At 72.6% G+C, this 20,337-nt stretch carries 22 protein-coding genes; 9 read left to right on the top strand and 13 right to left on the bottom strand.

What is annotated here, in order from left to right; translation table 11 throughout:
* Window positions 1-68: 68 nt before the first annotated feature.
* From ACQEUX_RS17125 to ligD, 5 genes are all read right to left on the bottom strand, one after another.
* Window positions 69-233, bottom strand: a complete 165-nt coding sequence (locus ACQEUX_RS17125; RefSeq protein WP_433048327.1) for a hypothetical protein — start codon at window positions 231-233, stop codon at window positions 69-71.
* A complete protein-coding gene (locus ACQEUX_RS17130; RefSeq protein WP_433048330.1) occupies window positions 230-448 on the bottom strand; it encodes a helix-turn-helix domain-containing protein in 219 nt (72 codons plus the stop codon). The genes ACQEUX_RS17125 and ACQEUX_RS17130 overlap by 4 nt, the downstream gene beginning before the upstream one ends.
* Window positions 448-861 (bottom strand): DUF2975 domain-containing protein, encoded by a 414-nt coding sequence (locus tag ACQEUX_RS17135; RefSeq protein ID WP_433048333.1) that lies wholly within the window; start codon window positions 859-861, stop codon window positions 448-450. Before ACQEUX_RS17135 ends, ACQEUX_RS17130 begins: the two co-directional genes overlap by 1 nt.
* Window positions 862-1,208: 347 nt before the next feature.
* Window positions 1,209-2,459: a DUF222 domain-containing protein gene (locus ACQEUX_RS17140; protein WP_433048336.1), complete on the bottom strand. Its 1,251-nt coding sequence runs from the start codon at window positions 2,457-2,459 to the stop codon at window positions 1,209-1,211.
* An 82-nt stretch (window positions 2,460-2,541) separates the two neighbouring features.
* Window positions 2,542-3,579: a non-homologous end-joining DNA ligase gene (gene ligD, locus ACQEUX_RS17145; protein WP_433048339.1), complete on the bottom strand. Its 1,038-nt coding sequence runs from the start codon at window positions 3,577-3,579 to the stop codon at window positions 2,542-2,544.
* A 47-nt stretch (window positions 3,580-3,626) separates the two neighbouring features.
* On the opposite strand from ligD, the gene msrB reads away from it, so the two are divergent.
* Window positions 3,627-4,031: a peptide-methionine (R)-S-oxide reductase MsrB gene (gene msrB / locus ACQEUX_RS17150; protein ID WP_433048341.1), complete on the top strand. Its 405-nt coding sequence runs from the start codon at window positions 3,627-3,629 to the stop codon at window positions 4,029-4,031.
* Window positions 4,032-4,059: 28 nt separating this feature from the next.
* Here msrB and ACQEUX_RS17155 read toward each other — a convergent pair whose 3' ends face one another.
* From ACQEUX_RS17155 to ACQEUX_RS17165, 3 genes are all read right to left on the bottom strand, one after another.
* Window positions 4,060-4,680, bottom strand: a complete 621-nt coding sequence (locus ACQEUX_RS17155) for a DUF305 domain-containing protein (RefSeq protein ID WP_433048344.1) — start codon at window positions 4,678-4,680, stop codon at window positions 4,060-4,062.
* 63 nt (window positions 4,681-4,743) lie between these two features.
* Window positions 4,744-5,481 (bottom strand): lytic polysaccharide monooxygenase, encoded by a 738-nt coding sequence (locus tag ACQEUX_RS17160; RefSeq protein ID WP_433048347.1) that lies wholly within the window; start codon window positions 5,479-5,481, stop codon window positions 4,744-4,746.
* A 108-nt stretch (window positions 5,482-5,589) separates the two neighbouring features.
* A complete protein-coding gene (locus ACQEUX_RS17165; protein ID WP_433048349.1) occupies window positions 5,590-5,865 on the bottom strand; it encodes an isoamylase early set domain-containing protein in 276 nt (91 codons plus the stop codon).
* Between the two features lie 154 nt (window positions 5,866-6,019).
* Between ACQEUX_RS17165 and ACQEUX_RS17170 the strand changes: the two genes are divergently transcribed.
* The 4 genes from ACQEUX_RS17170 to ACQEUX_RS17185 all read left to right on the top strand — a co-directional run bounded on the left by ACQEUX_RS17170 (window position 6,020) and on the right by ACQEUX_RS17185 (window position 9,130).
* Window positions 6,020-6,280: a Prokaryotic metallothionein gene (locus ACQEUX_RS17170; protein ID WP_433048352.1), complete on the top strand. Its 261-nt coding sequence runs from the start codon at window positions 6,020-6,022 to the stop codon at window positions 6,278-6,280.
* 197 nt (window positions 6,281-6,477) lie between these two features.
* On the top strand, window positions 6,478-7,422 hold the full coding sequence (locus ACQEUX_RS17175; RefSeq protein WP_433048355.1) for a DMT family transporter: 945 nt from the start codon (window positions 6,478-6,480) through the stop codon (window positions 7,420-7,422).
* Window positions 7,423-7,459: 37 nt separating this feature from the next.
* Window positions 7,460-7,915 carry a GNAT family N-acetyltransferase gene (locus ACQEUX_RS17180; RefSeq protein WP_433048358.1) on the top strand — a complete coding sequence of 152 codons (456 nt, stop codon included), beginning with the start codon at window positions 7,460-7,462 and terminating at the stop codon, window positions 7,913-7,915.
* 153 nt (window positions 7,916-8,068) lie between these two features.
* Window positions 8,069-9,130 carry a lytic polysaccharide monooxygenase auxiliary activity family 9 protein gene (locus ACQEUX_RS17185; RefSeq protein ID WP_433049910.1) on the top strand — a complete coding sequence of 354 codons (1,062 nt, stop codon included), beginning with the start codon at window positions 8,069-8,071 and terminating at the stop codon, window positions 9,128-9,130.
* A gap of 51 nt (window positions 9,131-9,181) precedes the next feature.
* Here ACQEUX_RS17185 and hemQ read toward each other — a convergent pair whose 3' ends face one another.
* From hemQ to hemE, 3 genes are read right to left on the bottom strand one after another with little or no spacing between them, the layout of a single operon-like run.
* On the bottom strand, window positions 9,182-9,883 hold the full coding sequence (gene hemQ, locus ACQEUX_RS17190; protein WP_433048361.1) for a hydrogen peroxide-dependent heme synthase: 702 nt from the start codon (window positions 9,881-9,883) through the stop codon (window positions 9,182-9,184).
* Entirely contained in the window at window positions 9,880-11,289 is a 1,410-nt protein-coding gene (gene hemG / locus ACQEUX_RS17195) for a protoporphyrinogen oxidase (RefSeq protein WP_433048364.1), read from the bottom strand. The genes hemQ and hemG overlap by 4 nt, the downstream gene beginning before the upstream one ends.
* Before the next feature lie 6 nt (window positions 11,290-11,295).
* Window positions 11,296-12,393 carry a uroporphyrinogen decarboxylase gene (gene hemE / locus ACQEUX_RS17200; protein ID WP_433048367.1) on the bottom strand — a complete coding sequence of 366 codons (1,098 nt, stop codon included), beginning with the start codon at window positions 12,391-12,393 and terminating at the stop codon, window positions 11,296-11,298.
* Window positions 12,394-12,542: 149 nt separating this feature from the next.
* On the opposite strand from hemE, the gene ACQEUX_RS17205 reads away from it, so the two are divergent.
* Window positions 12,543-13,115, top strand: a complete 573-nt coding sequence (locus ACQEUX_RS17205; RefSeq protein ID WP_433048370.1) for a DUF3000 domain-containing protein — start codon at window positions 12,543-12,545, stop codon at window positions 13,113-13,115.
* Between the two features lie 30 nt (window positions 13,116-13,145).
* Here the strand turns inward: ACQEUX_RS17205 and ACQEUX_RS17210 are convergent, their stop codons facing one another.
* Together ACQEUX_RS17210 and ACQEUX_RS17215 are read right to left on the bottom strand one after the other, a co-directional pair.
* Window positions 13,146-14,015, bottom strand: coding sequence for a hypothetical protein (locus ACQEUX_RS17210; RefSeq protein ID WP_433048373.1), 870 nt, complete (start codon window positions 14,013-14,015; stop codon window positions 13,146-13,148).
* 51 nt (window positions 14,016-14,066) lie between these two features.
* Window positions 14,067-15,350, bottom strand: a complete 1,284-nt coding sequence (locus tag ACQEUX_RS17215) for a trypsin-like peptidase domain-containing protein (RefSeq protein WP_433048376.1) — start codon at window positions 15,348-15,350, stop codon at window positions 14,067-14,069.
* Between the two features lie 209 nt (window positions 15,351-15,559).
* Between ACQEUX_RS17215 and ACQEUX_RS17220 the strand changes: the two genes are divergently transcribed.
* The 3 genes from ACQEUX_RS17220 (at window position 15,560) to ACQEUX_RS17230 (ending at window position 20,301) form a co-directional block, all read left to right on the top strand.
* The gene (locus ACQEUX_RS17220) at window positions 15,560-16,888 is read left to right on the top strand and encodes a ribonuclease D (RefSeq protein ID WP_433048379.1); all 1,329 of its coding nucleotides are present in this window, start codon (window positions 15,560-15,562) and stop codon (window positions 16,886-16,888) included.
* A gap of 159 nt (window positions 16,889-17,047) precedes the next feature.
* Window positions 17,048-18,244: a thiolase family protein gene (locus ACQEUX_RS17225; RefSeq protein WP_433048382.1), complete on the top strand. Its 1,197-nt coding sequence runs from the start codon at window positions 17,048-17,050 to the stop codon at window positions 18,242-18,244.
* Window positions 18,241-20,301 (top strand): 3-hydroxyacyl-CoA dehydrogenase NAD-binding domain-containing protein, encoded by a 2,061-nt coding sequence (locus tag ACQEUX_RS17230; protein ID WP_433048385.1) that lies wholly within the window; start codon window positions 18,241-18,243, stop codon window positions 20,299-20,301. Before ACQEUX_RS17225 ends, ACQEUX_RS17230 begins: the two co-directional genes overlap by 4 nt.
* The last annotated feature ends 36 nt before the right edge of the window (window positions 20,302-20,337 follow it).

A 20,337-nucleotide genomic window follows, 5' to 3' on the forward strand; every position in this document is an offset into this window, starting at 1 on the left:
TTCGCGCCCGTTACATGATCGTTATTCCGAGGAGGGTCAGCTCCGGCTGGCCCCGCGCGCCCGGGCGGTCAGCTGCCGCCCCGAACGTTTCGGATGCCGAACGCGACCGCGCCGATCACCAGCACGACGCCCAGGAGCTGGAGGCCCGGCGAGTCGTCGGCCTCCCCGAGCGCGATGCCGGCGACGCCGAGCGCGACCCCGAGGACCGCGAGGACAGTCAGGACGTACCTCATGAGGTTTCCTCCCCCTCAACCCACTCGAGCAGGTCCCCGGGCTGGCAGTCGAGCACCCGGCACATCGCTTCCAGCGTGCTGAAGCGGACGGCCTTGGCACGGCCGTTCTTCAGCACCGCGACGTTGGCCGGTGTGAGCCCGACACGCTCGGCGAACTCACCGACGCTCATCTTGCGCTTGGCCAACTCGACGTCGATGCGGACGACGATGGGCATCAGATCACCGCTTCCATGTCGGTCCGCAGGGTGGTTGCCTGCCGCAGCAGCGCACGCATCACGACCATGAGAAGCCCGAGTACGGTGACCCCCACGGTGAGCAGGAAGAGCACCAGCGGCAGCCCTGGATCATCCGCGTTGAACCCCACCCAGAGGAAGACCCCCACGAGCACCACCCACGCGGCGGCTATGGCCCACACGATCGCGTCCACCCACTTCAGGGAAGCCTCGGTGAAGATGCGGTCCTTCTTGACCAGGCTGAGCAGCTGCCACGTAGCGACGATGACCACCTGAACGCACAGCACCCAGAACACCGTCACGGCGGTCGCCGGCCACCGGAGGTAGGCGTCCTGCGGCGACTCCTTGGCCATGTACGCGAACTGCCCTGGCAGCGAGAGGGTCTGAAACACCACCAGGACCCCGAACAGCACCACAAGGAAAACTCGGAGAGCGGCTACCGCTCGATGCTCTGTCACCATGCATCGAGTTTCGCTCGTTACCTATCGAATGTCAATCGGTCTGCTAGTCGTCGACGTCAGCGTGCCGGTCCTGCAGCGGGACGAGGCGGGGCAACGCGTCACAGGTTGTCGATGTAGATGACGACCGCGTCCGGCGGTGGCGCCGGCCGCAGCTGCGATGCCGGCTCGACGTCGGCGTAGAGCCACATCCGGTGCGCTGTCCAGTTCAGGACTCCGCCGGTCTCGCGGGAACCGCCCTCAGTTGTCGAATCGCGCGCGGAGCGTCCGATAAGGACCCCGGCCTACGTTCGTCGGTGGTAGCGGTTGCGGCGCGGGAGCCGGTCGGGGTCGAGCCAGGCCGGCGGTACGAACTCCGGGTGGCCGTCGTCGCCGAGCCGGACGGCCCAGTCCGACTGGTGGACGTGCCGGTGGTGGTGACCGCAGAGCAGGACGGCGTTGTCCAGGCTGGTCGGCCCGCCGTCGGCCCAGTGGCGGATGTGGTGGGCGGCGCACCAGCGTGGCGGCCGGTCGCAGCCCGGGAAGGCGCAGCCCCCATCGCGCAGCACCAGGGCACGGCGGAGCGGGCCGGTGACGAGGCGGCGTTGCCGGCCGACGTCGAGGACCTGGCCGGCGCCGCCGAGCACGGCGGGCAGGATCGCGGCGTCGCAGGCGAGCCGGCGGACCGTGTCGGGAGCGAGCCGCAGGCCGATGTCGAGGGCGCCGGCGCCCAGCTGCCGCGTCAGCCCGTCGTAGCTGGTGGTGACGACGATCTGGGCGGGATCGCCGCCGCTCTCGGGTAGCTCACCGGTGCGCAGCGCGAGCCGGCACACGTCGGCGAGGGCGTCGTGGCGGCGCTGCTCGGCGGAGCGGGTGTCGTCGGGCCCGGCGGGTGGGCTCAGCGGGTCGATGACCGCGCGCAGCAGCGCGGCGGCCTCCGCGTCGAGGGTGCCGGTGAGCCGTAGCCGCCCGCCGGTCTGCTCGGAGATGGTGACGTGCCGGTCGCGGGCAGCCCGAGCAGCCTCGGCGGCGAGGGCCGCCGCAGCGGCGGCGTCGGCGATGTCGGGAGCGACATGGTCGAGAATCCGGGTGCCCATTCTGCGCAGCAGGGTGGGGTCGAACTGCCCAGCCCACTCGACCAGCACACCAACGGCCTTGTCGGCGACCTCGGCACCGGCGCACGCCGACACCGTTGCGGCCGTGTCGGCGATGACCCGGGCCTGCTCCACACTGACCGCCCCGTCCGCCAGGGCGCCCCGCACGGCGGGCGGGGCGGCGTCGACCGAGGCGGCGAGGCCGACCAGCCGACGAGCGGCGGAGATGTCGAGCCGCAGGCGGTGGCGCAGCCACACGGCAGTCGAGGAGGCGCCCTGCGCGACCGCGGTGCCTCGACCGTCCAGCTCCCGGACGACCGCCAACTGCGCCGACGCCAGCCGCTGCTGGAGCCGGTGCGTGACCTCGAGCGCCGCGATCAGATCGTGCTCGGAGAGGGGCCACGTGGCGGCGTCGGTGCAGGCCGCCACCGCACTCTCCGCCCGCGCCAACTCATCGATCACAGACAAATTTTAGAACAGACGTACGACAGCCTCGGGCCGGCCGAGCATCGACGGGAAACACCGGTCGAGTGAAGGACCTCGGTCAGGTGCTCTCGTCGCCGGGGGTGCGCTTGGCGCGGCTCGGCTGCACCCGCTTGGGCTCGCCGGGCATCTTCGGGTGGTCCGGCGGGTACGGCAGGTCGCCCTGACCGGCGGCGGCGTCTCGTTCGGCCCATTCCAGCAGCGGGGTGATGTCCCACGGGGCGTCGTCGATGCCGGCGTGCGGGTCGCCGCGCTCGGCCAACCGGGCCGGGACGGTACGCAGGTCGAAGTCGTCCGGGTCGACGTCGGGCAGCTCGTCCCAGGTCACCGGGGTCGAGACGGTCGCCCGCGCGTTGGCCCGTAGCGAGTACGCACAGGCGATCGTCCGGTCCCGGGCCATCTGGTTGAAGTCGACGAAAACCCGGCTGCCGCGCTCCTCCTTCCACCAGGCGGTGGTGACCAGGTCGGGGTGGCGACGCTCCACCTCACGGGCGAGCGCGATGGTCGCCCGGCGCACCTCGGTGAACGTCCAACGCGGCTGGATGCGCAGGTAGATGTGCACGCCTCGGCCACCGGAGGTCTTCGGCCAACCGGCCACACCCAGCTCGTCGAGGAGCGCCCGGACCTCCCCGGCGGCCCGTGCCGCGTCGGCGAAGTCGGTGCCGGGTTGTGGGTCCAGGTCGATGCGCAGCTCGTCGGGTCGATCGACGTCGGCGGCACGCACGGGCCACGGGTGGAACACGATCGTGCCCATCTGCGCCGCCCACGCCACGTGCGCCAGATCGACCGGGCAGAGCTCGGCCGCGCTCCGACCGCTCGGGAAGGTGATCTCCGAGGTCGCCACCCACGGGGGTACGCCTCGAGTGGGCACCCGCTTCTGGAAGAACATCTCGCCCTCGACGCCCTCGGGGAAGCGTTGCAGCGTAGTGGGCCGGTCCCGCAGGGCACGCATGATCCCGTCGCCGACCGCGAGGTAGTAGTGGAAGACGTCCGCCTTGGTGAAGCCCCGCTGCGGGAAGATCACCCGATCCGGACTGCTCAGCCGTACGCTGTGCCCGGCCACCTCGACCTCGGTGACCGCTGCCTTGGTGCCAGCCATCTCGCGACCATATGCCACGACCCCGACGTTCGACGTACCGTTGACGGGTGAGTCTTGACGACAACGAGCTGCCCCGCACCGAGGACGAGTGGCGGGTCCGACTGTCACCCGAGGAGTTCCACGTCCTACGGGAGGCCGGCACCGAACGCCCGTGGACCGGCGAGTACGTGGACACGAAGACCCAGGGGGTCTACCACTGCCGCGCCTGCGGGTTGGAGCTCTTCTCCAGCGACACGAAGTTCGACTCGCACTGCGGCTGGCCGAGCTTCGACGACGCCATTCCCGGCCGGGTCAAGGAAATCGAGGACCGCAGCCTCGGCATGGCCCGTACAGAGATCCGCTGCGCCCGCTGCGACAGTCACCTCGGGCACGTCTTCCACGGTGAGGGCTTCACCCCGAAGGACACCCGGCACTGCGTCAACTCGGTCTCCATCCGGCTGGAACCCCGCTGACCTGAGCTGTCCGGCGGGCCCGACGCGCTCACGGCGTACCGCTGAGCAGCTCCACCTCGGCGGTCCGGGACTGCTCGATCCGCCGGGCCAGGTCGCGGACCCGCTCGTTTCGACCGACGCCGACCTGGGCTCGCGCCAGGTCGGCCGCCGAGCGCTGGTGGTCGGCGAGCACCTCGCGCAGCACTCGATCGACGTCCGCGTCCGGCGCGGTCCGCAGCCGGTCGAGCGCGGCGTCGTCGCCGTGTCCTTCGTGCTGGTGTGCCGCCGCGCTGGCGCCTGGCCCGGCCGTGGGCAACCAGCCCCGCATCGCGGCCAGCTCGTCGGCCTCGGTCGCCTCGATGGCGGCAGCGAGGGTCCGCAGTGCGTCGTCGCGCACCCGGTCCCGGGCCAGCCGGACGATCTGCAGGGTGCGTTCGCTGTGTCCGACCATGGTGCTCAGGAACACCACGTCGATGCCGCTCATCGCGTCACCGTCGGCCGTGGAGCCGGCGCCCCCGGACCCGGCGCCGGCGGATCCGGCGACCGACCCGGCCGGGGACGCGGGAGCCGGTTGCGGCATGGCTGACGGGGTCGACGTGGGCGATCCGGCGCAGGCGCCGGTGAACAGCAGAGCGGCGAGCAGGGACGCCAGCTGGGTACGGCGGGGCATGCTGGGTGCTCCGTTCACGCGGGGGTGGCGACACGGGTGCGACCGGGGGCCGCACCCGTGCGGTCAGACCTGAAGCCAGAGCGCCGGTACGTTCGGCGGCTCCCACCCGGGGATCGCCGTGTGCGCCTGCCGGCAGCGGTACGTCAGCCCGCCGTAGGTGACCTGGTCGCCGACCTGGTACGCCCGACCCGTCGTCCAGCTGCCACCCGTGGCGGGCGGAGTGGTCGGCGTGGTGGTCGGGGTGGGCCGTGGGGTGGGTGAGGTGGTCGGGGTGGGGTTGGTGCCGCCTCCGCCGCCGATCTGCACGTCGATGCAGGAGTAGAAGGCGTTCGCGGTGTCGGAGATGTTCCACACCGCGAGGATCTTCTGCCGGCCGCTGAAGCCGCCGAGGTTGACGGTGTGCGAGACGGTGGCGCCCGGCTGCTGGCCGTTGCCGTTGACCACGCCGACCCGGGTGTTGCCGATCCAGTACTCCCAGTTGCTGGTGGCGTGGCGGGCGGTGTTCACCCAGGTGAAGGTCAGCGAGCTGCCGACCGAGGTGGCCGGCCAGCCCCGGCCGTCATCATTGAGGACGGCGAACTGGGCGATTCCGGCGTGGCAGCTGCGCAGGCCCTTGGGCCCCTCGACGCTCTGCGGCTCGTACTTGATCTGCCCGCAGTCGGGCACCCGGCCCTGCGCGCAGAGCGCCTGCCGGCTCGGTGGGGCGGAGACGTAGCCGTGCGCCTGCGCGGGGGCGGCGACGGTGAGGGTGGCGGCGACAGCACCCGCCGCCACCAGCGGGACAGTCATTCTTCGACGCATCGGGGCAGCTCCTTCTCCAGGTCCGGTGGGTGCCCCTCAACGTAATTTAAACATTGTTAACAGTAAAGACCCCCATCGATAAATCCATCGATGGTGACGAGTTTTCTGTCAGAGGCGGAGCAGACTGCCCCGATCGTCGACATGGTCGGCTGATTCGTCGTCCAGCCAGACGCCGCCAGCAGCGAGATAGCGGAACCGGTACTCCCCCGGCGGAAGCTTCACGGTCACCGTCCGGGTGCCGTCGCGGCGGGTCACCAGCTCGTGCCGGCCCGGCTCCCAGCCGTTGAAGCAGCCCACGACGCTCACCGGGCCGGCCGGGGCATCGCGGGGCAGGCAGAAGGTGACGCGGGTCTGGCTGCCGAAGAGCTTGTTGCGCTTGATCACTGTGATCCTCCGGGGGTCGCGGCGGTTCACCCGGCATAACGGACGACACGCCGAGCCGACACGCCGCCAAGACCGGTGGACAACGACATTTCGCCCCTCCGCCAACTCAAGTCAGGGAGTCTGTACTTACATGTCCTGATACGGGGGGTTTTCCGTGGCAACCTGCGAGGTCTGCGGCAACGACTACTGGATGACGTTCGAGGTGCACACCGTCAGCGGCGACGTGCACACCTTCGACTCGTTCGAGTGCGCGATCCACCGGATGGCACCGGTCTGCGAGCACTGCCAAGTCAAGATCGCCGGGCACGGCGTCGAGGTCAACGGTCGGTTCTTCTGCTGCGCACACTGCGCCCGCGCGGTCGAGGGCGCGGAGGGCGCCAAGATCCGCGACGCCGTCGGCGCCCGCCCGGCCTGACCGCACGCCCGGCCTGACCGCGGTTGTGCGGTACGGTCGACCCCATGCGGCCGTTGCTGGGCGTTCTGCCCCCGCCGCGCTCCTGACCGGAGCGCCGCGCCTTCCACCGAGCGGGTGACTGACCCGGCTCGGCCACCTCGCCGTACGCGCTCCGTCGACGTCGTCCCCGTCAACGGCTCACCCTTCGGAGCGCATTCGTGTCCACCTCTCGTACCGCGCGTCCGGCCGCCCTGGCGCCGGCCGTCCACCGGGCCCGCACCGGCCTGATCCAGATCACCGTCACCGGCGTGCTGTGGGGCACCACCGGCGTGGCGGTGCAACTCCTGCGCGAGAGCACCGGGCTCAGCCCGGTGAGCATCGGCTTCCACCGCCTCGCGATCGCCGCGCTCGTGCTGCTGGCGTGCACCGCCGGCCGGCTCGGCGCGATCCTGGCCGCCCTGCGCGCGGCGCCCGTACCGCTGCTGCTCACCGGCGTCGGCCTCGGCCTCTACCAGGCGCTCTACTTCGCCGCCGTGGCGTGGGCCGGCGTCGGCGTGGCCACCGTTGTCAGCCTGGGTCTGGCCCCGGTGCTCGCCGCGACCTGGGAGTCGGTACGCGCCCGACGGATCCCCGGCCCGCTGCGACTCGGCACGCTGGTCGCGGCCGTGGCCGGTCTCGTCCTGATCACCAGCGCCACGGCAGACCCCAGCGCGGCGGCGCCCGCCCCGCTGCTCGGCCTGCTCGCGGCGGCCGGCTCCGGCCTCGGGTACGCGGTGACCACCCTGATCAGCCGGCAGGTGTCGCAACGCACCGCGCCGATGACGCTGACCACCATCTCCACCGTGGTCGGTGCGCTGACCCTGGCGCCGTTCGCCCTGGTCGCCGGGGTCGGCGTGCCGGTACGCCTCGACACCGTGGCACTGCTGCTGCACCTCGGCGTGGTCACCACCGCGGTGGCGTACGCGCTGTTCTACGCCGGGCTGCGTACCACCCCGGGCAGCGTGGCCGCCGTGTTGACCCTGCTCGAACCGCTCACCGCCGCGGCGCTGGCGGTGGCACTGCTGCACGAGCCGCTCCCGCTGCCGGTCATCGTCGGCGGCGTGCTGCTGCTCACCGCCGTGGCCGCCACCTACCTGGCACCGGCCCGACCGGACACACCGTGAACGGGGGCGGCCGCGCGGCACGGCCTACCATCGGTGGATGCCCCAGCAGACCACCGAGATCCGGACGGCGTCCTTCGCCGACCTGAACGCCCGCACCTTCCACGACCTGCTCAAGCTGCGCATCGACGTGTTCGTGGTGGAGCAGGACTGCCCGTACCCGGAACTCGACGGGCGGGACGTGGAACCGGGCACCCGGCATCTCTGGCTGACCGACGGCGACGGGCCACTGGCGTACCTGCGGATCCTGGCCGACCCGGACGGCACCGCCCGGATCGGCCGGGTGGTGGTGGCCCCGGCCGCGCGCGGCGGCGGGCACGCCGGCCGGCTGATGACCGCCGCGCTGGAGGTGGTGGGCAACCGGCCCTGCGTGCTGGAGGCGCAGTCACACCTGGTCGCCTTCTACAGCCGGCACGGCTTCGCGGTCAGCGGCCCCGAGTACGTCGAGGACGGCATCCCGCACACGCCGATGCGCCGGGACGTCATTGACGTCTGACGATCAGCCTGGCATCGTGCCGGGTAGAGCCATCGCGGGAGCCTGCGAGTAGGCACGGGAGTGGGCAACTCCCGGCGGTCCGGGTGTCGTCGTCCGACCTCATCCCCCGGGGGCTCCGTGTCCACTCTCACCCGATCACGACGCGTGCTCTGGTTGTTCGCCATCGCGGCGGCCACCACGCTCCTCCTGACGACCGCGCTGGCGACCGCGCTGGTCCGACCCGCCACCGCGCACGGGTCGGTCGTCGACCCCGCCTCGCGTAACTACGGCTGCTGGCAGCGCTGGGGCGGCGACTTCCAGAACCCTCGGATGGCCACCGAGGACCCGATGTGCTGGCAGGCCTGGCAGGCCGACCCGAACGCCATGTGGAACTGGAACGGCCTGTTCCGCGAGGGTGTCGGCGGCAACCACCAGGGCGCCATCCCCAACGGCCAGTTGTGCAGCGGCGGGCGCACCCAGAGCGGTCGCTACAACGCCCTGGACACCATCGGCGCCTGGAAGACCACCTCCGTGTCGAACAACTTCCGGGTCCGCTTCTTCGACCAGGCCAGCCACGGCGCCGACTACATCCGGGTGTACGTGACCCGGCAGGGCTTCAACGCGCTCACCGAGCCGCTCGGCTGGGACGATCTGGAGTTGGCCGGTCAGATCGGCAACACCCCGGCGTCGCAGTGGGATCCGGACACCGGTGGTGTCTCCATCCAGATCCCGGCCAGCGCGCCGGGCCGCACCGGCCGGCACATCGTCTACACCGTCTGGCAGGCCAGCCACCTGGACCAGTCGTACTACCTGTGCAGCGACGTCGACTTCGGCGGCGGGACGACCACCCCGCCCACCACGCCTCCGCCGACGACCCCGCCGCCCACCACGCCCCCGCCCACCACGCCCCCGCCGACCACCCCGCCGCCGGCCGGTGCCTGCACGGCGACGTACCAGGTCACCGGTCAGTGGTCCGGCGGCTTCCAGGCTGACGTGAAGGTGACCGCAGGCGGTTCACCGACCCGGGGCTGGTCGGTGAGCTGGAACTACAACAACGGTCAGCAGGTCACCTCGTCGTGGAACGCGACGGTCAGCACCAACGGCACACTGGTCACCGCGCGTAACGCCAACCACAACGGCACGCTTGCCGCCGGAGCGAGCACCACGTTCGGGTTCCTCGGCTCGTGGAACGGCAGCAACCCGGTTCCGCTGGTCTCCTGTACGACGACCAGTTGATCCCCGTCCGGCGCCGCACCCGGGCGGGGGCGCGGCGCCGGACGGCGGGGATCAGACCAGGCAGTTGACGATCTCGGCGATCGAACGGCGGCGGCCGGTGTAGAAGGGGACCTCCTCGCGGACGTGCCGGCGGGCGCCGGAGGCACGCAGGTCACGCATCAGGTCGACGATCCGGTGCAACTCGTCGGCCTCGAAGGCGAGCATCCACTCGTAGTCACCCAGCGCGAACGAGGCCACGGTGTTGGCCCGTACGTCCGGGTAGCCGCGGGCCATCTTCCCGTGCTCGGCCAGCATCTCGCGCCGCTCGGCGTCGGGCAGCAGGTACCACTCGTACGAGCGGACGAACGGGTAGACGCAGATGTAGGGGCGGGCCTCCTCACCGGCCAGGAACGCCGGGATGTGGCTCTTGTTGAACTCCGCCGGCCGGTGCAGCGCCATCTGCGACCAGACCGGGGTCATCGCCCGCCCCAGGATGGTGCGGCGGAACCGCAGGTACACGTCCTGCAGCGCGTCGCTGGACGCGGAGTGCCACCAGATCAGCACATCCGCGTCGGCGCGCAGACCGGCGACGTCGTACACGCCCCGGGTCACCACGTCCTTGCCGGCCAGCTCCTCGAAGAGGGCCTCGACCTCACCGGTGACGTTGTCCCGCAGCGCCGGCAACGGGGCGCTGGCCCGGAACACCGACCACATCGTGTAGCGGATGCTGTCGTTCAGCTCCCGCAACCGGGCCGCGTTGGTCTGCTCGGTCATGTCGCCGATCCTCCCAGTGCTGTGATGATCTCGTCGGCCGCCGTCTCGCCCGAGCGGACGCAGACCGGGATGCCGACGCCGTCGTAGCCGGCCCCGGCGAGGACCAGAGTGGGGTGTTCGGCCCGCAACGCCGCTCGCGCGGCGGCCAGCCGGTCGGCGTGCCCCGGGGCGTACTGGGGCAGCGCGCCACCCCACCGCTGCACGTGCCCGTCGACCGGGGCGGGCAGCGGTTCGCCGAGCACCGCCGACAACTCCCGGTGCACGGTCGCCGCCAGGTCCGCGTCCGGGCGTTGGAGCTGCGCCTCCTCGCCGTACCGGCCCACCGACGCGCGCACCAACGCCAACCCGTCCGGCCCGCGCAGGTGCCCCCACTTGGTGGTGAAGAAGGTGGCGGCCTTGATCAGCAGGCCTTCGGTGCTCGGCACCAGGAAGCCGGAGAGTTCGGGCAGCCGCGGCTGCGGCAGCGCCAGGGTGACCAGGGCGACGCTCGCGTAGTCCAGTTCGCCGACACCCGCCGCCGCCGCCGGGGCTGGGCCGGCGAGCAGCCGGGCCGCCGGTCGGGCCGGCACCGCCAGCACCACGGCGTCCACGTCGACCAGCGCCGGGTCGCGGGTCGGGCCGACCGTGAGCCGCCAACCCGTGTCGGTCGGGGTCAACTCGCGGACGGCGGCGTCCCGCCGTACCGTCGCGCCGCTGGCCGTCACCGCCGCCTCGACCAGGGTGCTGAGCCCACCGACCAGGGTGCCGAAGACCGGAGCGCCGGGCGCACGCGGCGCGGCGGCCTGCGCGGCCCGGACGGCGCCGGTCAGGGTGTGCTCCACCCGGGCCGCGCGGGCCAGCGCCGGCATCGTGGTGACCAGGGAGAGATCGTCGGCGCGGCCCGCGTACACGCCGCCCAGCATCGGGTCGACCAGCCGCTCGACCACCTCGTCACCGAAGCGGGACCGCACCAGCGCGCCCACCGAGACGTCCGCGTCGGGCCCGACCAGCGGCCGACCGCCGTCGGTGTCGGCGTCCGCGGTCGGGCGGGCGACCGTGGTCACCCGGTCCAGATCCCCGGGTACGCCCACCAGGGTGCCGCCCGGGATGGGGCGCAGCCCCCCGTCGATCACCAGCGCGGCCTGCCCCACGGTGGGGTGCACGATCCGGTCGGCCAGCCCGAGCCGCCGAGCCAACGCCACCGCAGCGCTCTCGGCGCCCGTCGGGTCGCGCATCAGGAACGACTCGGCGCCGAACTCCACCGGCTGGCCGGCCAGCTCGCCGGTGCGCAGCTTGCCGCCCAGCGCACCGGACTGCTCGTACACCGTGATCTCGGTGCCGGCCGGTGCGCGGTCGCGCAACCGGACCGCAGCGGCCAGGCCGGCGATCCCGCCGCCGACCACCGCCACCCGCCAGGGCTGCCGCATCGCCGGTCAGCCCTGGTCGGCCCGGCGGCTGGAAAGCTCGTGCACCAGCGCGACCACCCGGGTCAGCACCTCGGGGTCGGTCTCCGGCAGCACACCGTGGCCCAGGTTGAACACGTGCCCGGGGGCCGCCCCGCCCTGGTCCAGGATTCGGCGCACCTCGGCCTCCACCACCGGCCACGGCGCGAGCAGCACGCACGGGTCCAGATTGCCCTGCACCGCCTTGTCCGGGCCGATCCGGCCGGTCGCCACGTCCAGTGGGGTACGCCAGTCGACGCCGACCACGTCCGCGCCGGCCTCACCCATCGCACCGAGCAGCTCGGCCGTGCCCACCCCGAAGTGGATCCGCGGCACCCCGGCGTCGGCCAGCGCGCTCAGCACGAAGGTCGAGTGCGGCAGCACGAATCGCCGGTAGTCGGCCTCGGAGAGCGCGCCGGCCCACGAGTCGAAGAGCTGTACGGCGGACACGCCGGCCTCGATCTGCACCCGCAGGAAGGCCAGCGTCACCTCGGCCAACCGGCCGCAGAGCTGGTGCCACAGCTCCGGGTCGCCGTACATCAGCGCCTTGGTCTTCGCGTGGGTTCGGGACGGGCCGCCCTCGACCAGGTAGCTGGCCAGGGTGAACGGCGCGCCGGCGAAACCGATCAGTGGGGTGTCACCCAGCTCGACCACCAGCTGCCGGACGGCCTCGTCCACGTACGGGACGTCGTCGCGGCTGATCGGGCGAATCCGGTCCACGTCGGCGGCGGTACGGATCGGCTCGGCGACCACCGGGCCGGTGCCCGGCACGATGTCCAGATCGACTCCGGCCGCGGCGACCGGCACCACGATGTCGCTGAACAGGATGGCCGCGTCCACCCCGTGCCGGCGTACCGGCTGGAGGGTGATCTCGGTGACCAGCTCAGGGCGGCGGCAGGACTCCAGCATCGGCACGCTCGCCCGGATGTCCCGGTACTCCGGCAGTGAGCGGCCGGCCTGGCGCATGAACCAGACCGGGGTGTGCGGGCCGGGCCGGCGTCGGCAGGCCCGGATGAAGGGCGAGTCGGCCGGTCCGCCGGGGCGGGATTCTCCGTCTCGGGCGACAGTGCCCGTGGTGTCCGTGGTCATCGCCGCAATCGTGCCACGCCCACCACCCCCACCCGGGTGGGGGTGAGAGGAAGGGCACCGTTCCTTACGCCCGCGTCGGGCAGGTGCCCCTTGGTGAGCGTCGGCGCGCCGTCGAAGCGGGCGGGCGGGCGTCGGCATAGGCTGCCGACATGGCCCCCCCGATCGCGCTCCCGGAGACGTTCGCCCGCGCGGTCGCCGGGCTGCGGTCGGCGGCGCCCCGGCCGGAGATCGCCCTGGAGGAGGTCGGCGCTCCCCAGCGACTGGCCCCGTACGCGTTCGCACTCTCGGCGACCGTGCTGCGCGACGGCGACGAGGTGGCCACCGGCCGGCTGATCCTGCTGCACGACCCGGCCGGCCACGAGGCGTGGCAGGGCACGCTGCGGTTGGTCACCTACGTGACCGCCGAGTTGGAGGTCGACCTGGCCTCCGACCCGCTGCTGCCCGGCGTCGGCTGGACGTGGCTGACCGACGCGTTGGACGCCCAGGACGCCGGCCACCGGGCGATCGGCGGGACGGTGACACAGACCATGTCGACCCGGTTCGGCGACCTTGCCGGCCCACCGACCGTCGGCGACATCGAGATCCGCGCCTCCTGGACACCGGTCGACGACGACCTGACCCCACACCTGCTCGGCTGGTGCACACTGCTCGCCTCCACGGCAGGCCTGCCCCCGCCCGGTGTCACGGCCCTGTCCGACCGCCGCCCCGCCGGCGCCGCCTAAACCCACCAAGGCACCGGCGAGGCTGGCAGGTCAGAGGTAGTTCTCCGCCTCGTCGCAGACCTTGTCGAGGCCCTTCATCGCCGCGTCGTAGGCACTCTTGTTGCCGGCGGCCGCCGCTCCCAGCGCGGTGGTCAGCTTGTCCAGGCAGTTGGCGATGACCACCTTCTGCCGGGCCTGCTCGTCGCGGTCGTTGCGGGTGCCGGTCAGGTCCTGCTCGGTGTTGTCGAGCTTCTCCTGCATGGCCTGTAGGTCGGTCTTCAGCTTCGCGATCTCCGTGGTGTTGGTGGCGATGGTGGCGTCGCGCTGGCTGACCTGACCGGTGAGACGCTTCTCGGTGCGGTTCAGCTCGTTGTTCTTCGTCACGAACAGCCCCGTCATCACCCCACTGACGACGAAGAGCAGCGCGGCCACCAGAGCCAGCGCCAGCACCGCGCGACCCCGACCGGCAGCCGGCGCACCGGTCGGGCCGTACGGCGGCGCCATCCCGGGCGGGGCGGACATCGGCTGCCCGTAGCCGGGGCCGGAGGTCGGCGGCGCGGAGACCGGCCCGTAGCCGGGGCCGGAGGTCGGCGGCGCGGACACCGGGCCGGCGTACGGCGGGGCGCTGGCCGGGTAGCCCTGCGCAACGCCGTACTGCGGCGGGACCGGAGCGGGCCCGCCGTGCTGCGGCGGGACCGGAGCATGCGCACCGTACTGCGGCGGGACGGGAGCGGGCGCACCATACTGCGGTGCGGGCTGGCCCGGGGCGTACGGCTGGGGTGCGGGCTGCTGTGGCACGGTCGGGTCGGCACCGGACGGGCCGGCGGGCGGACCCGCGGCGTACGACACGGTCGGGTCGGAGTCGGCCGGCGCCGGGGAGGCCGGCGGCAGACCCTCCGGGGTGTGCGGTGGTTGGGACATCGTCGTTCCTTCGGGTGGGCGGGTCCGCGCCGGCCGGCGCGGCGGTGGTGCTCAGCAGATCTTGAAACCGTCGCAGGCGACCTTGATCGGCACGGCCAACCCGATGCCCTCGGCGTCGCGAGCCTTGGCGGTGGCGATGCCGACCACCTGCTTGCTGCCGTTGATCACCGGCCCGCCGGAGTTGCCCGGGTTGATCGGGGCGTCGAACTGGATGGCCGGACCGGCCCCGCCCTGTGCCGGGCGCAACGCGCTCACCACACCGGTGGTGACGCTGTCCTCCAGGCCGAGCGGAGCGCCGACGACGACGATCTGCTGGCCGGACTTCGCCGCGGCGGGCGCGGTGACCAGGCCGGTGAACTTGCCGCTGGCGCGCAGGTGGGCCACATCGTTGGCCTTGTCCACCTTGACGATGGTCGCCGGGAAGCGCTGGTCGGTGCGCTCCAGGAAGACCTCGCGGCCACCGCTGTCCCAGACCGCCTCGACCACGTGGAAATTGGTGAACAGGTTGGTCCCGCCGCCGGCCGCCGGCTTGCCCACCGCGAACGCGGTGCCGGTGAACTGGCCGGCTCGGACCCGGAACACGCTGGGCAGCACCGCGCTGGCCACGGCCTCCGGGTTGAAGGCGGCACCGGCCTGCTTCTCCAGCGCCTCGGCGCGCTTGTCCAGGCCGTCGAGTCGGGCGACGTCGGCGTCCTGGGCCTGTGCCAGCCGTCGGTCGGTGTCGGCGAGGCGGTCACCGAGCCGGTCGAGCTGGTACGCCTGGAGCCCGGCCACCGCGGCGAGCACGACGACGGCCACCGTGGCGAGCACGGCCGGCCAGCGGCGGCGGGTAGGCCCGGCGGCCGACTGCGGTGCGGCGGCCGACTGCGGTGCGGCGGCCAGGTGCGGTGCGGGGGCCAGGTGCGATGCGGCCGGCCAGCCGGGCTGTGCGGGGCCGCCGGGGTGCCCGGCGGTCGCCGAAGGCGGGGCGCCGGACGGGCCACCGGGCGACGGGTAGGCCGCGCCCGGGAAACCCGGTGCGGCCGATGGGTAGCCGGCGGGGCCTACGGCCGGCGTCGGAGCGCTCGCGCCGTACGGCGCGGCGGTGCCGAACGGGGCCGGCGAGGCGCCCCACTGGCCGGCCTGGGGCGGGGCGGGCCGGTCAGCGCGGGGTGCCGGGACCGGCCGGGACGGGTCGGTGCCGCCGGTCGGGGGCGTGGGCCAGGTCGATCCGGCGCCCGGGTGCGGCTCGATGCGCGGTGGCAGCGGCCCGGGCCGCCCCGCCACCGGCCCACTCACGTCGTCGGGCTCGGCGCCCGCCGGTCGCCCGTCCCCCGAACCGAAGCCAGCCGTCATGATCGTCGTGCCTTTCCCCGTGGTCTGAGCCGCCGCCGTCAACTCGCATGTCACGTGTCGCGGGGCGGCGGCTCGATGGACCGTACCTGCGCGAACGGGCTTTGTCTCCCCCAATGTCCGGCATCCGAAAGGACACCTTGTGGACACCTGACCGACACACGCCGGACCGGCTGCACCCACCGGATCACCGCGCGCACTAGGGTTGGCAGGTGACCGACGAACCACCCCTGCGCCGTCGGCCCACCGAAGAACTTCCGGGTAACGCACCCCAGCACCCGCCGTCGGCCCAGCCGCAGCCGGCGGGCGAGGGGGCCGACCCGGCCGACGGTGGGCCCGTTCCGCTGATCGCCCCGCGTGACGGCACCCCTGATCCGGTGGCCGCTCCGGCCGAGCTCGCCGAGGTCGTGGCCCGCTTCGCGGCGGGCACCGGGCCGGTCGCCCTCGACGCCGAGCGGGCCTCCGGGTACCGCTACAGCCAGCGGGCGTACCTGGTGCAACTACGCCGGGCCGGTGCGGGTACGGCGCTGATCGACCCGCTGCCCCTACCTGACCTCAGTGCGCTGGACGCGGTGATCGGCGAGGCCGAGTGGGTGCTCCACGCGGCCAGCCAGGATCTGCCCTGCCTGGCCGAGGTGGGGCTGCGCCCGCGCCGGTTGTTCGACACCGAACTGGCTGCTCGGCTGGCCGGGTTCGAGCGGGTCGGGCTGGCCGCGCTGACCGAACAGCTACTCGGGTTCACCCTGGAGAAGCACCACTCGGCCGCCGACTGGTCGAGCCGACCGCTGCCGGAGTCGTGGCTGACGTACGCCGCCCTCGACGTGGAGCTGCTCACCGACCTGCGCGACGCGCTCGACGCCGAGCTGGCCCGGCAGGGCAAGTCGGAATGGGCCGCGGAGGAGTTCGCCGCGCTGGTCCGCACCGGGGCACGCCCACCGCGGGTCCGCGCGGAGCCCTGGCGGCGTACCTCTGGCATCCATCGACTGCGCGGGGCGCGGGCCCAGGCCCGCGTCCGCTCGATGTGGTACGCCCGGGACCAGATCGCGGCCCGGCGGGACGCCGCGCCCGGTCGGGTGTTGCCCGACGCGGCGATCATCGCCGCGGCCGAGTTGGACCCGAAGGACGAGAAGACCCTGCTGACCCTGCCCGGCTTCGGCGGTCGGTCGGTCCGCCGGTTGGCCCGCACCTGGCTCGCCGCTCTCGACGAAGCCCGGCAGCTGCCGGAGGATTCGCTGCCGGTCTCCCCGGCCGTGGAGGGCCCGCCCCCGCCGCACCGGTGGGCCGAACGGGACCCGGTGGCGGCCGGTCGGCTGGCTCGCTGCCGGGAGGTGGTGATCCGTATCGCCGGGGAGTACAACTTGCCGCCGGAAAACCTGATCACCCCGGATTCGGTCCGCCGGCTGGCCTGGACCCCGCCGGAGGAGCTCACCGAGGAGACGGTCGCGGAGACCCTGCGCGGCTTCAACGCCCGTGAATGGCAGATCGCCCTCCTGACCCCACATCTGACCCCGGCCCTGTCCCCGGAACCGCCGACCTCCTGACCCCGGCGGGTGTGGGGTGGGCCACAGCGGGGGGTTGGGACGGGGTTGGTTACTGGCGAGTAGCATCCGGGGGAACGTGCCCGTGTCGGCGACCCTCATTCGTTCCGGAGTGCCGCCCGCCGGCACGAAGGCCGAGTGATGGTCGAAAAGGAGGCTCAAGTGCCCCGTGAAGTTCGGGATGTCGTCTTCGTCGACGGCGTCCGTACCCCGTTCGGCAAGGCGGGTGGCATGTACGCCAACACCCGCGCCGACGACCTGGTGATCCGCTGCATCCGTGAACTGCTGCGCCGCAACCCGCAGCTGCCCCCGGAGCGGGTCGAGGAGGTCGCCATCGCGGCCACCACCCAGATCGGCGACCAGGGCCTCACCATCGGGCGCACCGCCGCGCTGCTGGCGGGTCTGCCCAAGACCGTTCCCGGCTTCGCCATCGACCGGATGTGCGCCGGCGCGATGACCGCGGTGACCACCGTGGCCAGCGGCATCGCGATGGGCGCGTACGACATCGCCATCGCCGGCGGCGTCGAGCACATGGGCCGCCACCCGATGGGTGAGGGCGTCGACCCCAACCCGCGCATCATCGCGGAGAAGCTGGTCGACCCGTCCGCGCTGGTCATGGGCGCGACCGCGGAGAACCTGCACGACCTCGTCCCGCACATCACCAAGGCTCGCACCGACGCGTTCGCCCTCGCCTCCCAGCAGCGGACCGCCAAGGCGTACGCCAACGGCAAACTCCAGGACGACCTGGTGCCGATGTCCATCCGCGACGCGGAGGGCGGCTGGGGTCTGGCCACGGTGGACGAGGCCCCGCGGGACACCTCACTGGAGAAGCTCGCCACCCTGAAGACCCCGTTCCGCCCGCACGGCAAGGTCACCGCGGGCAACGCGGCCGGCCTGAACGACGGTGCCACCGCGAGCCTGCTCGCCGACGAGGCCACCGCTCGCGAGCTGGGCCTCCCGGTCGCCATGCGGCTGGTGTCGTTCGGGTTCGTCGGCGTGGAGCCGGAGGTGATGGGCGTCGGCCCGATCCCGTCGACCGAGAAGGCGCTGCGCCTCGCCGGGCTCAGCATCGACGACATCGGCCTGTTCGAGCTGAACGAGGCGTTCGCCGTGCAGGTGCTCGCCTTCCTCGACCACTTCGGCATCGCCGACGACGACCCGCGGGTCAACCCGTGGGGCGGCGCGATCGCCATCGGGCACCCGCTCGCCTCCTCCGGCGTGCGGCTGATGACCCAGCTGGCCCGCCAGTTCGCCGAGCACCCCGAGGTGCGCTACGGCCTCACCGCCATGTGCATCGGCATCGGCATGGGCGGCACGGTCATCTGGGAGAACCCGCACTGGACGGAGGGCGACAAGTGAAGGCACCGAACGAGGTCGTCACCAAGGCGCTGCTGCGCCAGGTGAACGTGCCGGGGCTGGACCGTCCCGCCGCCCTGATCACGCTCGACAACGGCTTCGACCACACCAAGCCGAACACCTTCGGCCCGGGTGGGCTGGCCAGCCTGGACGAGGCGATCAGCGCCGCGCTCGCCGCCGACCCGGCGTTCATCGCGGTCACCGGCAAGCCGTACATCTTCTGCGTGGGCGCGGACATCGTCGGCCTGCCGCAGCTCGCCGACCGCGCGCAGGCGCTGGAGATCGGCCGGCTCGGCCACCGGGTCTTCGCCCGACTCAAGGACAGCGCCGTCCCCACCTTCGCCTTCATCAACGGCGCGGCGATGGGCGGTGGCCTGGAGTTGGCGCTGCACTGCCACTACCGGACGCTCTCCGGCGGCGCGGCGGCCCTGGCCCTGCCCGAGGTCTCCCTCGGCCTGGTGCCCGGCTGGGGCGGCACCCAGTTGCTGCCGAACCTGATCGGCATCCCCGCCGCCACCCAGGTGATCATCCAGAACCCGCTCATGCAGAACAAGATGCTCAAGCCGAAGCAGGCCGCCGAGCTGGGCATCGCGGACGTCCTGTTGGAGCCGGCCGACTTCCTGGAGCGATCCCTGGAGTGGGCCGCCGGCGTGGTCCGGGGTCAGGTCACGGTGACCCGGCCCGAGGTCGACAGGGACATGTGGGCGGGCGTGCTCTACTTCGCCCGGGAGACGCTGAACCAGCGCCTGCACGGCGCGGTCCCGGCCGCGTACAGGGCCCTCGATCTGCTGGAGACGGCGAAGGACGCCGACTTCGCCGCCGGCACCGCCGCCGAGGACGAGGCCCTCGCGGACCTGGTCTTCTCCGAGGAACTGCGCAGCGGTCTGTACGCCTTCGACCTGGTGCAGCGGCGGGCCAAGCGGCCGGCCGGTGCGCCGGACAAGGGTCTCGCCCGCACGATCACCAAGGTCGGCATCGTCGGCGCCGGCCTGATGGCCAGCCAGCTGGCGCTGCTGTTCGCCCGCCGCCTCCAGGTGCCGGTGGTGATGACCGACCTGGACCAGTCCCGCGTGGACAAGGGCGTCGGCTACGTGCACACCCAGATCGAGAAGGCCGTCACCAAGGGCCGGATGGACAAGGGCACCGCCGCCAAGCTGTACGGCCTGGTCAGCGGCACGGTCGACAAGAGCGCCTTCGCCGATGCGGACTTCGTCATCGAGGCGGTCTTCGAGGACCTGGGCGTCAAGAAGCAGGTCTGGGCCGAGCTGGAGAAGATCGTCTCCCCGGAGGCGGTGCTCGCCACCAACACCAGCTCGCTCTCGATCACCGAGATGGCCGCGGAGCTGGAGCACCCGGAGCGGGTGGTCGGCTTCCACTTCTTCAACCCGGTGGCGGTACTGCCGCTGCTGGAGATCGTCCGGGGTGAGCGGACCGACGACGCCACGCTGGCCACCGCGTTCGCCGTCGGCAAGCAGCTCAAGAAATCGAGCGTGCTGGTCAAGGACGCCCCGGCGTTCGTGGTGAACCGGCTGCTCACCCGCTTCCTGGGCACCGTCTTCGCCGCTGTCGATCAGGGCACCCCGCTGGACGTGGCGAACAGCGCACTGGACCCGCTGGGTCTGCCGATGCGCCCGCTCGCCCTGCTCCAACTGGTCGGCCCGGCCGTCGCGTACCACGTGGGCGGCACCCTGCACGCGGCGTACCCGGACCGGTTCGGCGTCAGCGAGAACCTCAGGCGGATCGCCGACTCGGGCCAACCGATCGTGGTCGACGACCAGGTCAACGACGAGGTCGCCAAGCTGCTCGTCGTCGGTGACCAACCGCTGACCGGCGAGCAGGTACGACAGAACGCGCTCGACGCGCTCGCGCAGGAGATCCGGCTGATGCTGGACGAGGGTGTGGTCGCCGAGGCACAGGACATCGACCTGTGCATGATCCTCGGCGCTGGTTGGCCGTTCCACCTGGGCGGTGTCACGCCGTACCTGGACCGGACCGGCACCAGCGAGCGGGTCACCGGCCGGCGGTTCCTGCCGCGCGGAGCCGCGAGCCTGCCCGCCTGACCGATCGCAGCCCCACCGTCGCGGTGGTCGGACCGT

The sequence above is a fragment of the Micromonospora sp. CA-259024 genome (genome assembly GCF_050936255.1).
GTDB lineage: Bacteria > Actinomycetota > Actinomycetes > Mycobacteriales > Micromonosporaceae > Micromonospora.